Annotated in this window: 11 protein-coding genes and 1 pseudogene; 8 read left to right on the top strand and 4 right to left on the bottom strand. The window is 71.6% G+C overall.

Features of this window, described 5'->3' with window-relative positions; genetic code table 11:
• Positions 1-65 precede the first annotated feature (65 nt).
• On the top strand, positions 66-281 hold the full coding sequence (locus tag AC061S_RS27690; protein ID WP_243341332.1) for a dodecin: 216 nt from the start codon (positions 66-68) through the stop codon (positions 279-281).
• A 285-nt stretch (positions 282-566) separates the two neighbouring features.
• Here AC061S_RS27690 and AC061S_RS27685 read toward each other — a convergent pair whose 3' ends face one another.
• The gene (locus tag AC061S_RS27685) at positions 567-1,061 is read right to left on the bottom strand and encodes a phosphatase domain-containing protein (protein ID WP_478688602.1); all 495 of its coding nucleotides are present in this window, start codon (positions 1,059-1,061) and stop codon (positions 567-569) included.
• 176 nt (positions 1,062-1,237) lie between these two features.
• Here AC061S_RS27685 and AC061S_RS27680 point away from each other — a divergent pair, with 176 nt between their 5' ends.
• Positions 1,238-2,113, top strand: a complete 876-nt coding sequence (locus AC061S_RS27680) for a glycosyltransferase family 2 protein (RefSeq protein WP_478688645.1) — start codon at positions 1,238-1,240, stop codon at positions 2,111-2,113.
• On the opposite strand, the gene AC061S_RS27675 is transcribed toward AC061S_RS27680, so the two are convergent.
• Positions 2,110-2,310, bottom strand: a complete 201-nt coding sequence (locus AC061S_RS27675; protein ID WP_478688601.1) for a hypothetical protein — start codon at positions 2,308-2,310, stop codon at positions 2,110-2,112. The genes AC061S_RS27680 and AC061S_RS27675 overlap by 4 nt on opposite strands.
• A gap of 343 nt (positions 2,311-2,653) precedes the next feature.
• Between AC061S_RS27675 and AC061S_RS27670 the strand changes: the two genes are divergently transcribed.
• The 3 genes from AC061S_RS27670 to AC061S_RS27660 are packed head-to-tail and all read left to right on the top strand — an operon-like array spanning position 2,654 to position 3,873.
• Positions 2,654-2,995, top strand: a complete 342-nt coding sequence (locus AC061S_RS27670; RefSeq protein WP_478688600.1) for a hypothetical protein — start codon at positions 2,654-2,656, stop codon at positions 2,993-2,995.
• A 3-nt stretch (positions 2,996-2,998) separates the two neighbouring features.
• Entirely contained in the window at positions 2,999-3,730 is a 732-nt protein-coding gene (locus tag AC061S_RS27665; protein WP_478688599.1) for a polymorphic toxin type 44 domain-containing protein, read from the top strand.
• Positions 3,727-3,873, top strand: coding sequence for a hypothetical protein (locus AC061S_RS27660; RefSeq protein WP_478688598.1), 147 nt, complete (start codon positions 3,727-3,729; stop codon positions 3,871-3,873). Before AC061S_RS27665 ends, AC061S_RS27660 begins: the two co-directional genes overlap by 4 nt.
• A gap of 250 nt (positions 3,874-4,123) precedes the next feature.
• On the opposite strand, the gene AC061S_RS27655 is transcribed toward AC061S_RS27660, so the two are convergent.
• Positions 4,124-7,054, bottom strand: coding sequence for a hypothetical protein (locus AC061S_RS27655; protein ID WP_478688597.1), 2,931 nt, complete (start codon positions 7,052-7,054; stop codon positions 4,124-4,126).
• 142 nt (positions 7,055-7,196) lie between these two features.
• Here AC061S_RS27655 and AC061S_RS27650 point away from each other — a divergent pair, with 142 nt between their 5' ends.
• The 3 genes and pseudogenes from AC061S_RS27650 (at position 7,197) to AC061S_RS27640 (ending at position 13,285) form a co-directional block, all read left to right on the top strand.
• A complete protein-coding gene (locus tag AC061S_RS27650; protein ID WP_478688596.1) occupies positions 7,197-9,725 on the top strand; it encodes a tetratricopeptide repeat protein in 2,529 nt (842 codons plus the stop codon).
• Between the two features lie 81 nt (positions 9,726-9,806).
• On the top strand, positions 9,807-10,910 hold the full coding sequence (locus AC061S_RS27645; RefSeq protein WP_478688595.1) for an MsnO8 family LLM class oxidoreductase: 1,104 nt from the start codon (positions 9,807-9,809) through the stop codon (positions 10,908-10,910).
• A gap of 10 nt (positions 10,911-10,920) precedes the next feature.
• A pseudogene (locus tag AC061S_RS27640) lies at positions 10,921-13,285 on the top strand (excinuclease ABC subunit UvrA).
• Between the two features lie 127 nt (positions 13,286-13,412).
• On the opposite strand, the gene AC061S_RS27635 reads toward AC061S_RS27640, so the two are convergent.
• Positions 13,413-13,784: a cupin domain-containing protein gene (locus AC061S_RS27635; protein WP_478688594.1), complete on the bottom strand. Its 372-nt coding sequence runs from the start codon at positions 13,782-13,784 to the stop codon at positions 13,413-13,415.
• Between the last annotated feature and the right edge of the window lie 87 nt (positions 13,785-13,871).

Raw genomic sequence — 13,871 nt, 5'->3', positions numbered from 1 at the left:
CGTACCCGGACTTACTGGGGCACCGTAGAACAAGGCAACAGCCCACCCAGTGTCGGGAGACCCCCATGTCCAATCACACGTACCGGGTGACCGAGATCGTGGGCACGTCCCACGAGGGCATCGACCAGGCCATCCGCAACGGCATCGCCCGCGCGGGCGAGACGCTGCACAATCTCGATTGGCTTGAAGTCGTGCAGATCAGGGGCCACATCGAGAACGGCGAGATCGCGCACTACCAGGTGGGAATCAAGGTCGGTTTCCGCCTCGACGGCGAGGCCTGAAACCGGCCCCTCGGGACTTTCCGGCCTCCCGGGGCCCTGCGGTCTCCCGCGGCTCTACGGGCTCCCGCGGCGCTGCGGACGCCCGGGGGTCTGCGGGACTCCCGCGGGGCTCCTACGGCTCTACGGGCTCCCCGCGGCTCCCAGGGGACCCTGCGGGCCCGGCCGGAGCGCCGGGCTCTCCGAGGGGCCCAAGCCCCGCCCGGCCCGCGTCCGAGGGGCACCCAAGCCCATCCGGCCGCCCGAGGAGCACCCAAGCCCCCACCACCCCCAGGCGCAGCGGGACCCTCAGGTGCGCCCCTCTCCCTCCTGCGCGTCCTTGAGCTCCGGCGCGTCCGCCGCCCAGTCCGCCAGGACCACGCGGAAGCCCGCCGCGCGCGCCGCCTCGCACACCAGCTCGTCGTCGTCCACCAGCATCCGCACGTCCCGGCCCCGCGAGATCCGCCGGAGGACCTCCAGCTTGGCCGTCCGGGCGGGCCGCCGGTCCTGGTTCCCGCGCATCCACAGCCGCCCCTCGGGCAACCCGTTCCGGGTGAGCCACTCCTCGGTGTCCGCACGGCACCGCTCCGGGCGACCGGTGAGGTACGCGACCTCGCAGTCGGCCGCGCTCTCCACCGCGAGCGCGATCCCGCGGGCGAGGGGCGGATCGGCCGGGGCCGCGCCGAAGAAGCCGTTCCAGTCACGCGGCCGGCGCTCCAGGAAGTGCTGGCGGTGCGCGGTGTCGGCCAGCGTGTTGTCGATGTCGAAGACGGCCAGGGGTCTGCGGTTCTGAGTCTCGGTCACCCCGCCAGCCTAAGCAGCGACGCCTCTCACCCTCTCGGTATCCCCGCGATGGGCTGCCCGACCCCCAGGTCGGCAAGACTGCCCGCCTCCCCTGTCGATCGCATGCCCCAGGGCATCCCTGGAGGCCGTTGGGTACGCTCGCCGTCCGCCTGGTGCCGAGGGAAGTGGTGGTGGTCGTGACCCGGCCGCGTGTGGGTGTCGCCGTACTGACGAGGGGCGACCGGATGCCCGAGCTGCTGGCCCTGCTGGCCTCGGTGGCCAAGCAGGATGAACCGGCGGCCCGGGTCGTGGTGGTCGGGAACGGGACGGCACTGCCGGGCCTGCCCGAGGGCGTGACCGGGGTGGAGCTCGTGGAGAACCTGGGGGTGTCCGGCGGCCGGAACGTCGCCTGGCACCGCTTGCGGGAGTGCGGGGACGTCGATGTCCTGGTGGACCTGGACGACGACGGCCTGTTGATCGAGGCGGATGTCGTCCGGCGGATCGCCGACTTGTACGCGGCGGACCGCCGGCTGGGCATCGTCTCGTTCCGGATCGCGGACGAGACCGGCTACACGCAGCGCCGGCACGTGCCCCGCTTACGGGCGGGTGACCCGATGCGGCGGGGCCTGGTGACGACGTTCCTGGGCGGCGGGCACGCCCTGTCGATGCCGATGCTGGAGGAGACCGGGGGCTGGCCGGATGCCTTCTTCTTCACGCACGAGGAGACGGACCTGGCCTGGCGGGCGCTCGACCGCGGCTGGGACATCCTCTACGAGCCGCAGTTGGTGCTCCGGCATCCGAAGACCTCCCCGGCCCGGCACGCGGTCTACTACCGGATGACCGCCCGCAACCGGGTCTGGCTGGCCAAGCGGCACCTGCCCGCCCCGCTGGTGCCGGTCTACCTGGGGGTGTGGACGCTGCTGACCGTGGCCCGCACGCGCTCCCCGGCCGGCCTGCGGCCCTGGTTCGCCGGATTCGCCGAAGGCGTCCGTACGAGCGGCGGCCCCCGGCGCCCGGTGCGCTGGCGGACGGTGTGGCGGCTGACCCGGCTGGGCCGGCCCCCGGTCGTCTAAACCGCGGTGGGCTCCCGACGGAGCCACTCCGGGGCGGCGGCCGAGGTGTCCCGGAGCCACTTCACGTAGCGGACCACCCCCTCCGTGATGCTGACGATCGCATACGACGTGCCCGAGACGAACACCGTCCGGCGGACGCGATCCGTGGCGGCAACGGCGTCCAGGACGTTCTGGGTGCAGGCGGCGGCGTGGATCACGTAGTCCGAATCGGTGGTCTGACACGGCGCCGCTGGCGGTGATGGTGGACGTTCTGTGCCAGCCGGACCAGGAACACGATCTGGAGCAGTGGGCCGGCCGGCTCGCGTCGGTCTTGCAGGGCAGGCTGAGCGCGTAGGCGATCCGCAGCCACAAGCGGGTGACCATCAGTCGCAGAGTTGCGTCGCACTGCACCCGAAGGACGCCGTCGCCGGCCCAACAGCCCTACAGGGGTGGACTTATGATCGAGAACAGGGGAAGCAAGGGGGAGGGAATGGGCATGACGGGAGATGCGACCAGCCGGCAACGAGGCTGAACGGCCTGGATGGTGTGCCGCCTGGCCCGGTGGCGCCGGGGGGCGGGAGTGCGTTCGGGTCGACGCCGGCGGAGAAGACGGCGGCGGCGAACACCGTCGAGACCGAGTTGGAGCCCAACACCAAGAAGGCCGCGGACGGTGCGAGGGAGCATACGAACACGGCGGCTAGGACCCTTGACGGTTGGGAGACGGCCTCCGGACTGAAGAAGGTGACGGAGACGTGGGACCGGCAGGTGCAGATACTCATGGGACGCCTCAGCGCCGAGAAGGCCTCCCTGCGCAGCACCTCGGGCCTGTTCGTGCAGAACGACGTGCAGACCGGTGACGGACTCCGCGCGCTGGGTCCGAAATCGAAGCTCGACGGGCTGTAGGGGGTGACCGCGCACGTCGCAGCGGCGGTGCGGGCCGTGGACGAGTTCGACAAGGCCGTCAAGCAGGCGCTCGAAGCCGTGGTCGTGGACGGGAACATCCTCGACGGCACCATCGGGGTGTTCAACGCCTCCGCCAGTCCCGTCATCCCGCCGACCGGGGCGGCGCGGAGTGAGCAGAAGTTCACGGATGCCGAGAAGTGGATTTTCGAGGAGATGAAGCGGAACGCGAAGTCGGACACCGTCGGGCACATACGGTCCTTGCTCGACGAACCCGAGTGGTACGAGTTCGGCCGCAACTACGGTTCCGACATCAACGCGGCCCTGGTGATGTGGGGCGTCAAGGTGGCCCCGGGACAGGACTGGGACCACAAGCCCCAGCTCCAGGAGCGGTACGACCTCCAGCGGCGCGACGACTACTACTTCAAGCAGCCCGGGACGAACCGCGAAGTCTTCTACGACATCTATTCCAACGTCCACTACGGATACGTCGGCCGCGCGGCCGGCTTCGATGCGGACACCCTGATCAAGGGCCCCTCCCTCGGAGAAACGCTGATCACCGGCGACGATGACCAGGGCGATCAGATCACGATGCGCATCGGCATCGAGCTCTACGACAAGTACGGCGACGACATGACCGAAGACCAGCTCCGCCAAGGAATCAACGACGCGATGGACAAGATGGAGCAAGCGCAGCGCAACGGGGAGAACGTCCCGCAGATCCGGAACCGGAAGTGACGCGCTCACAGTGGGGCTGCGCGGTCGCTCCTGTGGCGGGTCTGGCGACCGGCGTGCTCGGGTCGGTACTGCTCGCTGCCGCCTGGCGGGCGTGCGACGTAGGAGTCAACGGCGCGGCCAACGGGCTCGCGCTGGTCTTCTAGGGAGCCCTGCTCTCCGCCGTCGCGGCGGCGTGGTGGGGGGTCCTCATCGGGTACGCAGGACGGCTGGAACCTCCCGGTCGCCCTCCTGAGCGGCACGGTCGGCACCGCGGTCATGGTGTGGATCTTCGTGGCCCTCCTCCAGGTTCCCAACGGCTACCGCTGCTGACTGGGCCCGGCGATGTCTCGACGGAAAGGCCCCCCGGGGTGGCCCGATGGCCGCCCCGGGGGGCTCTTCCGTCGAGCGGGCGGGTCAGCCGGCGACCGCCCCCGTTGCACCGCTCGACGCGGTGCCGGACACGTGACCGGTCCGGTAGGCCGTCACCTTCACGGTGATCCGCGTCCCGCGCTGGGCACTGGTCAAGGTGAACGTAGCCCGGGTGGCACCGGTGATCGCCTTGCCGTCCGCGTACCACTGGTAGGCGTACGAGGTCGGTACCGGAGTCCACGTCCCGCGGCTCGCGGTCAGCACACTGCCGACCTTGGCCGTTCCCGTGATGGACGGGGCGTTCGTCACCTTGGGTGCGGCCCCCTTGACGAGCACGGCGGCGCTGGTGGCCTTCACTGCCGGGTGCCCCGCCTTGCGAGCGGTCACGACCAGGGTGAGCTGCTTGCCCAGGAGTGACGACGGCAGCTTGTACGACGCAGTCGTGGCACCCGCGATCACGGTCCCGTCCGCCTGCCACTGATAGGTGTAGGAGTCGGCGACCGGCGACCAGGACCCGGTCGTCGCCGTAACAGTGCCGCCGACGACCGCCGTGCCGCTGACGGTGGGGACGGCAGTGGATCGGATCGGAGCGACGACGGTGACCGAGCCCTTGGCGTACTCCCAACCGTGCGCGAACACGCTCACGGACAGCGGGCCGAGCGGGGCCTGCGTCAGGTCCAGGGCGACCGTCATGCGGCGCCGGTCGGGAGCGACGGAGAGGGCCGTCGAGCGGACGCTGAAGCTGCCGTTCCTCACCTGGACCACGGCGTCCTTGCGCAGTGCGCTGCCCGTGACGGTCATGGTGACCTTGCCCCGGCCGACCGTGGACGGACCCACCGTACCGACGGTCCGCTCGTCGGGACCACAGACGATCTCGGCGCACGTCACGTCGAGCCGTACCGCCGTGGAGGCCTGTGCGGGCTTCTTCGGCAGACCGATCACGAGTGTGGTCGGCCGGGAGGCCTTCGGGGAGGCGTACGCGAGGGTGCACGTGTAGGTCTGGCCCTCGGTGGTGTACGACCCCGAGCAACCGTTCTTCAGGGTCGGCCGGTCGTACATCCAGGGTGTCGGCGACTGCTCGAAGGTCCCGGCGGGTGTGAACCGCAGGGCGAAATGGTCGCCGGTGGCCGTCGGGAGCACGGCGCAGATCGCCGTCTTCTGCTCGCTCAGCGTGGCGGTCAATGGCCCGAACCCGTAGCTGACGTTCGGGACCTTGACGCATTCGGGGGCGGGCCCGGCCGCCGTGCCGATGCGCAGTGCGTCCAGCCGGTATGCGGGCGCCGCGGTCTCGCCCTCCGGAACCTGGATGAGGACCTGGTAGCGGGTGGAGCCGGTGGCGGCGCAGCCCGCGGCGTAGTAGTCGCAGGCGCCGTCGCCGTTCGGCTTGTACACCAGGAGCCGGGCGGAGCCCTGCGCGTCACGGGCGTTCAAGTGCAGGGTGTCCGCAGCGTCGGCCGTGCTCACCTGGTGGCACAGGAACGTGCCGGGCTTGGCCGGTACGCCTCCGGTGGACGGGCCGCCCACCGCTGTGGCCGCGGTCGGGACGCAGCCGCGCGCGGTGGCGGTGACGTCGAGGCGGGTCAAGGCGAACTCGGCGGGCAGGTTCCGGCCCCGGACCAGGACGGTGTGCGCGGCGTTGGCCGTCAGGGCGCAGGTGGAGAAGGAACCGTAGGACGTGCTGATGGAGCAGACCAGCTTGCCCTTCTCGTCGAGGATGCTGACATTGGCGTTCGAGTCGCCCGAGACCCTCTGGATCTGGAGCAGTTCGTGCGCGGAGTGGCCGTTGGCGGGAATGGACAGGCAGTCGGCGAAGACTTCCGCGCTGTTCTTCACGCTCATCCGGACCGGCTTCCCCGTGAAGTCGCCGGGCAGAAAGGTGCGGCATGCGCTCGCCGCGTCCGTGCGGTGGACGACGAGACGGTAGACGCCGCCCTTGTCGTACTGGTTGGAGACGAGGGCGCGGTACGGCGCGGTACCACCCAGGACGCAGGTGCCGTCCGTCAGGGTGTACTCACAGAAGACGTCCCCCTTGGCATCGACAACGGTGATCGGAGCGGCACCGTCGGACAGGACGGCGACGTGCGCACCTTGGGGTACCGGAAGGTTCAGGCAGTCGACCTCACCGGGGACGGTGAACGTGCCCTTGTGGTCGCGGGCGAGCGTGACCCCGCTCTGGCAGCCCGCCGTCGCAGTACGGGACAGGATGCGTACGGCGACGTTTGTGAGCAGGGTGTACGGGACGCCGGCGGTGAGCGAGCAGTCCTGCCCGTTCGCGCAGACGGTGGAGCCGTCCGCCGCGTACAGCGCAATGCTTGAGACCCCGCCCTGCGCGTCGATGCCGTGGGCGTTGAAGCGGCCGGTCACGGCCGGGGTGAACGTCCTGCACCCGGTCTGCGGGGCGGCCTTTGCGGGCGCGGAGCCGTACGCGGTCATGGTGACGGGCACGCAACCCGCGGGGTTCGACAGACGCCGGACCTTCAGGCTGTACGCGGCGGGAAAGCCTCCGCTGGGTCCCCGGACCTCGGCGAGGACGCGGTAGCCGCCAACCCCTGCGGGCAGGACGCAGTTGGCACTGTCGCAAAGGCGCTTGCCGGTGCCGTCGGTGATCCAGTGCCCGAAGTCTCCGTACTCGGTCAACCGGAAGTCGGCGGTGATCCGCTCGCCGGGAGCGGCGGTGAACGCGTGGCAGACGATGCCCAAGCGGTCCGCGGCGAGCCCCGTGGTCGGGGCGGAGTCGTAGCTGGTGCCGGCGACGGCCGGACATCCGGGGGCGGTCATCAGCGGGACGACGGCGACCCGGTTCGTCATGGGCCCCAAAGAGCTGTTGTAGACCGAGAGCGTGTACGTTCCGGTCGCGAGCTCGCACCAGGAGCCGTCCCTCGGGTCCCCACAAACGACCTTGCTCCCACCGGAAGTCAGCGAAGGGTAGGCCTCCTGTTCGGAGACGAGGAGCCGGTGCAGGCCCGGCTTCGTCACGACGACCGTGAAGCAGGCGGTGCCCCGAAGCTCGATCGTAGCGCTGCCGACGGCGCCGCCCGGATCGCCGAACGGCGCGAGCGCGAGCGGCGCGCAGGGTCCGGCGGCCGAACCTGCCGGGACCGGCGCCTGCTCTGCGGCCTTGTCCGCGCAAGCGCTGAAGCCCTTGGGATGGACCCTGTGGCACCCGTTCGACCCGACCCGGGTGCGAGCGGCGCTGGACGGCCTGGAGGCGGTGGAGCCCCGTACGGTTGTGTGGCTGAACGAGACGCAGCACTACTTCGACGCCGGTGGCGGGCTCGGCGAGCGGATCGCCGCGGCCCTGCACGCCCTGTTGACCGACCCTGCCCGGGGGCCCGTCCTGGTGCTGGGAACGTTGTGGCCGGAGTACGACCACGCCTACAGCGCCCTGCCCACCCCTGGTGCACCCGATCCTCATGCCCGGACACGGGAACTGCTCGCGGGAAGGCGCCTCGCGGTCCCCGACCATTTCGACGCCTCATCGCTTGCCGACGCTGCGGCGCTCGCCCGTGCCGGCGACCGGCACTTGGCCGATGCGCTCGAGCAAGTACATGACGGACGGCTGGCGCAGCATCTGGCCGGAGCTCCAGAGCTCTTTCACCGTTACCGCACTGCCTCGCCGCCCGCCCGGGCCCTGCTGTGGGCGGCCATGGACGCCCGGCGTCTCGGGGTCGGTCTCCACCTGCCCGTGGGCTTCCTCGTCGAGGCCGCCGAGGACTACCTCACCGACGACGAGTTCGACCGGATCGCCGACGACTGGGCCGAGGTGGCCCTGGCCGAACTCGCCCGCCCTGTCCATGGAAACCAAGCCCCTCTGCGCCGCATCCGGCACCGTGCCGTACGCCAAGGTTCGGGCCCGGGGCCCGCACGTCCTTCGCCCTCCGCAGGCGGTGCCTCGTACCGTCTCGCGGACTACTTCGAGCAGCACGGCCGCGACGCACGCAGTCCGCTGTGCCCACCGGCGTCGTTCTGGCATGCCGCGCGCGGCCACCTCGCCAATCCCGACGACCTCACCCGCCTTGCTGAGGCAGCCGACGGACGCCACCGCCTTCAATGGGCCTATCACCTCTACGAACAGGCAGCAGACGCCGGTGACATCGAAGCCCTGACACGGGTTGCCGCGATGCGGGAGGAGGCCGGCGACCAGGAGGGGGCGGAGAGCCTGGCGTTGCGGGCTGCAGGTACCGGCAGCACCGCCACCCTGCTGGAGATCGCCCGGATGCGGGACAAGTCGGGTGATCGGGCGGGTGCGGAAGCTCTGCTGCGGCGGGCCGCCGATGCCGGGCACACCCGCGCCCTGGTCCATCTCGCGTGGAGGAGGGAAAGAGCGAAGGACCGGCAGGGGGCCGAAGCGCTACTCCGGCTGGCATCCGATGCCGGGCACACCGACGTCCTGGTCAGCCTTGCCCGGATGCGGAGGGCTGCCGGGGACTGGGAGAACGCGGAGCACTTCGCCCGACGGGCCGTGGAGGCCGGACACACGACGGCTCTGGCCGAGATCGCCTGGCTGCGGGGACGGGCTCGGGACTGGGAGGGCGCCGAAGAGTCGGCCCGAGAGGCAGCCCGCACCGGGGACGGCGACATCCTGACCCACCTCGCTTTCATGCTGGAGAGGGCGGACAACGGGAACGGGGCCGAGGCGCTCCTGCGCCGCGCCGCCGATGACGGGCACACCGACGTCCTCGTCCGGCTCGCCCGACTGCGGGAGAAAGCCGGAGACCCGGACGAGGCACAGGCGCTGCGCAGGCGTGCCGCCGAAGCCGGGCACACGGAGACCATGATCAAGCTGGCACGAAAGCGGAAGAAGGAAGGCGACGGGGACGGCGCCGAGGCCCTGCTTCGCCCAGTCGCCGACGCGGGTCGTACCGAGGCCCTGGTCGACCTCGCGTGGATACGGGAGAAGGCTGGCGACCGGACTACGGCGGAGCGGCTGCTCCGGGCTGCCACCGACGCCGGAAACGCCACTGCTCTGATCCACCTGACGCAGATGCGGCAGAAGGCCGGAGACGGGGACGGGGTCGAGCTGTTGCTTCGGCAAGCCGTCGGCGCGGGGCGCAGCGACGTTCTGGTCGAGGTTGCCCGGACGTGGGAGAAGGGGGGCGACGCAGAGGGCGCCGAAACGCTGCTGAGACGGGCCGCCGACGCCGGACAGGTCGGCGCTCTGACGCATCTCGCGCGGATGCGGGAAGCCGCCGGGGACCGAGCGGGCGCCGAAGACCTCGCACGCCTCGCTGCCGACGCCGGCCGTGACGACGCCCTGGTTGAGGTCGCCCGCATGCGGGAGGCAGCCGGCGACAGCGAGGGTGCCGAACGTGTGGCAGGTCTGGGGGGCGGCACCGGACATCCTCGTGTCCTGGTCGAGGTGGCCCGGATCCGGGAGAGGGCTGGCAATCCAGAGGGTGCTGAAGGGTTGCTGAGACGGGCCGCCGGTGCCGGAGAGACCAGTGCTCTGACCCATCTCGCGCGGATCCGGGACTCGGCTGGAGACAGACCAGGCGCAGAACAGTTCGCGCGCCTCGCCGCCGACGCAGGCCACACTTCTGCCCTGCCACTGTTCACCTGGATGCGGACGGACCGCGGAACAGCCGCCGCCACCGTCCTGTGGCGCCACGGGCTGGACCCCGACGGTGCTCCCTCGGCCCCGTGGTGAACAACCTCGTGGGCCGGCGTCGTGTGCACCACCAGCCGGGAGCCCGGGGAATCATGACGCCCTCCGTGCGTTGACCACAGTGTGATCCGCACACTCTCGATACTCGACCGGTCCCGCACCCGCGAGGGGCATCCCGCCGCCCGGGCCCTGCGCGACACCGTGGAGCTCGCGCGCAGCGCCGAGCGGCTCGGATACCGCAGGTTCTGGGTCTCCGAGCACCACAGCGTGCCCGGGGTGGCCGGATCCGCGCCCGCGGTGCTCGCCGCAGCCGTGGCCGGGGCGACCGAGCGGATCCGCGTCGGGACCGGCGGTGTGATGCTGCCCAACCACCAGCCGCTGGTCGTCGCGGAGCAGTTCGGGGTCCTGGAATCGCTGTTCCCCGGCCGGATCGACATGGGGCTCGGCCGCTCGGTCGGCTTCACCGGCGGGATCCGCCGGGCGCTCGGGCGGGACACCGCCGACGCCGACCGGTTCGAGGAACAGCTCGCGGAGCTGCTGGGCTGGCTCGACGGCTCCCAGCAGGCGCACCCCGAGGTGCACGCCCTCCCGGCGGAGGGGATGCGGATTCCGGCGTACGTACTGGCCACCGGCGAGGGGGCGGGGATCGCGGCCCGCGCCGGGCTGCCCCTGGTCGTCGGGGACCTGCGGGCCCGGGCCCGGGTCGCGGAGATCATCACGGCGTACCGCGAGGAGTTCCGGCCCTCCGCGTGGGGGGCGCGGCCGTACGTCGTGGCCTCCGGGACGGTCGCGGTGGCCGCCACCGCCGAGGCCGCCCGGCGGATCCTGGTGCCGGAGGCCTGGGCGGTCGCGCACTCCCGCACCCGGGGCAGCTTCCCGCCGCTCCGCCCGGCCGAGGAGGTCGAGGCCCTCGCCATGAGCCCCAAGGAGCGGGAGCTGTACGAGGGCGCCCTCGCCGGGCACATCCACGGCACGGAGGAGCAGGTCGCGGCGGAGCTGGCCGAGGTCGCGGAGCTGACCGGGGCGGACGAGCTGCTGGTCACCACGTCCACGTACGACCGGACGGCGCTGCTGGACTCCTTCGTGCGGCTCGCCCGGCTCACCGGACTCACCGGACTCACGGATCGCGCGGACGGGCAGTCGGACGGGCAGTCGGACGGGCGCGCCGACCTCGGCGGGCGGTCCGCCGGACAGTCCGCCGGGCAGTCCGACCGCTCCGGATATTAAGCTGGGACGAATGCACCAGCCCGCCACCCCGCACGCCCACGACCCCTACGTCCGCGTACGCGGCGCCCGGGAGCACAATCTGCGCGGGGTCGACGTGGACATCCCGCGTGACGCGCTGACCGTGTTCACCGGCGTCTCCGGCTCCGGGAAGAGTTCGCTGGCTTTCGGCACGCTCTTCGCCGAGGCCCAGCGCCGGTACTTCGAGCCCGTGGCCCCGTACGCCCGCCGCCTGATCCACCAGATCGGCGCGCCGAAGGTCGACTCCGTCACCGGGCTCCCGCCGGCCGTCTCGCTGGAGCAGCGGCGCTCCTCCCCCGGGTCCCGGTCGTCGGTCGGGACGGTCACCATGCTGTCCAACTCGCTGCGGATGCTGTACTCGCGGGCGGGCTCCTACCCGCCGGGCGCCGAGCGCCTGGACTCCGACGCCTTCTCCCCCAACACCGCGGCCGGGGCGTGTCCTTCCTGCCACGGCCTCGGCCGGGTGCACCGCACCAGCGAGGAACTGCTGGTGCCGGACCAGTCTCTGTCGATCCGTCAGGGTGCCATCGCCGCCTGGCCGGGAGCCTGGCAGGGCAAGAACCTGCGCGACATCCTGGAGGCCCTCGGCCACGACGTGGACGCGCCCTGGCGGGAGCTGCCGGCGGCGGAGCGCGAGTGGATCCTTTTCACCGAGGAGCAGCCGGTGGTGACGGTGCATCCGGTGCGGGAGGCCGACCGGATCCAACGGCCCTACCAGGGCACGTACATGAGCGCGCACCGGTACGTGACGCGGACCTTCGCCGACAGTAAGAGCCTCACCCTGCGGGCCCGCGCCGAGAAGTTCCTGACCGATTCGCCGTGCCCGGTGTGCGAGGGCAGGCGGCTGCGCCCGGAGGCCCTGGCCGTGACCTTCGCGGGCCGCACCATCGCGGAACTGGCGGGGCTGGCACTGACGGAGCTGGACGGGGTACTGGCCACCGCGGGCGGCAGCGGTGAAGCGGCCCGGGTGCCGACCGAGGACCTACGCCCCCGGATCGGCCCGGTCACCGAGCTCAGGCTGGGCTACCTGAGCGTCGCAAATGAGCTGAGGTTTCCTGGGCGATCCTGAGTTTCTCTGGATCGTTGGAAGGCGGCCCTTGGTGACTGGCGAGGTGTGAACCCTCGCCAGTGGGTCGCGGCTCGTGCAGCTGGCTGGTGCACGGTGCTCATCGTGTGCGGTACCTGCCGCCTATGGCGCCGCTGGCTGCGGCGATTCGGAAGCTGGGGTAGCCGCCCCGCCGGACGCTTTCCACCCGGCTTGGGCCCGGGTGGGGCGGGGACCCCGCGTCGCTTTCCTGGGCGCGGGGCGGATTCTGAACGAGACCGGACTCATTCCGGCCTCACCAACACCGCCACGCTACGGGCATCACGGAAGCGACCACACCCCGCGACCGCAACTCTCACCCGAAAGTGTCACAGAACGACAAACGCCGCCCACCCATCGCGCAGCCGTGCAACCCGGCAACGGGGCGGTGACGGGGGTGTCGGGGTCCGGGAAGTCCACGCTGGTGGGCCAGGTGCTCGCGCGCGAGGTCCACGAACGGCTGGCGGAGCCGGAGTTCCCGGTGCGGCGGCTGGTGGAGGTAGACCAGAAGCCGATCGGCCGGACCCCGCGCTCCAACCTGGCGACGTACACGGGGCTGTTCGACGTGGTCCGCCGGCTCTTCACGGCGGCGCCGGAATCGAAGGCGCGGGGCTGGAAGGCGGGCCGCTTCTCCTTCAACGTGCCGGGCGGCCGGTGCGATTCCTGCCAGGGCGAGGGCTTCGTCTCGGTGGAGCTGCTGTTCCTGCCCAGTACGTACGCCCCCTGCCCGGAGTGCGCGGGGGCCCGGTACAACGCCGAGACCCTGGAGGTCCGTTACTCGGGGCTGAACATCGCGGAGGTGCTCGCCCTGACGGTGGAGTCGGCGGCCTCCTTCTTCGCCGGGGTCCCGGCGGCGGCCCGGAGCCTCGGGGCGCTGTCGGACATCGGACTGGGGTACCTGCGGCTCGGGCAGCCGGCCACGGAGCTGTCGGGCGGCGAGGCGCAGCGCATCAAGCTGGCGACGGAGCTCCAGCGCGTGCGCCGCGACCACACCCTGTACCTCCTCGACGAGCCGACGACGGGGCTCCACCCGGCCGATGTCACGGTGCTGCTGCGGCAGTTGCACGGCCTGGTGGACGCCGGGCATTCGGTGGTGGTCGTGGAGCACGACATGGCGGTGGTGGCGGGCGCCGACTGGGTCATCGACCTGGGGCCGGGCGGCGGTGCGGAGGGCGGCCTGGTGGTGGCCGCGGGCACCCCCACCGAGGTGGCCCGCGCCACGGGCAGCCGTACGGCGGCCTATCTGGCGCGGGCCCTCGCGGCGGAGCGGTAGCTCGCGGCGGGCCGGGTGACTCGCGGCGGCCGGTGGTCAGGGCACGCGGTCAGCAGGGCAGGCGAGCGGCAGGGCAGAGCAGACAGAGCAGAGCAGGCGGTCAGCCGCGGTCAGCAGGGCCGGGCGGTCACGCGTCCGGGGGCTTGGCGAAGTCTCCGTAGCCCTGCCAGTCGAGGACGACGCACGGCTCGTCGCCGAGCACCCAGGCGTCGTGACCGGGGTCGACCTGGATGAAGTCCCCGGGCTGCGCCTCGATGCTGTCACCGTCGTCCATGACGACCTTGAGCCGGCCGCTGACGATGTAGCCCACGTGGGCGGCCTCGCAACTGTCGGTTCCCGCAATGGGCTTGATGTGCTGCGACCACTGCCATCCGGGCTCGAACACGGCCCGTCCGACCGGCCCGCTGTCGGTGTTGAGCAGATCGAGCCTGCCCTTGCCGTCCTCGAACCGACGTGTCTCGTCAGCGGAATCGAAGCCCCTTCGCACGATTCCCGTCATGATCGTCGACCTTTCGGCGCACGACTGCCCCGAGTCCACTTCTCAGCGTACGCCCGTACCGCGCGGTCCTCTCGGCGTCCCGGCGCG

The sequence above is a fragment of the Streptomyces sp. CA189 genome, assembly GCF_056428985.1.
The sequence above is the reverse complement of the archived record's forward strand: the minus strand, read 5'-3'. Positions and strand labels throughout refer to the sequence as shown.

What these genes read in the sequence shown, in the direction of transcription:
- AC061S_RS27690 (WP_243341332.1), top strand. Translation starts at nt 66, where the DNA reads ATGTCCAATCACACGTACCGGGTGACCGAGATCGTGGGCACGTCCCAC.
- AC061S_RS27635 (WP_478688594.1), bottom strand. Translation starts at nt 13,784, where the DNA reads ATGACGGGAATCGTGCGAAGGGGCTTCGATTCCGCTGACGAGACACGT.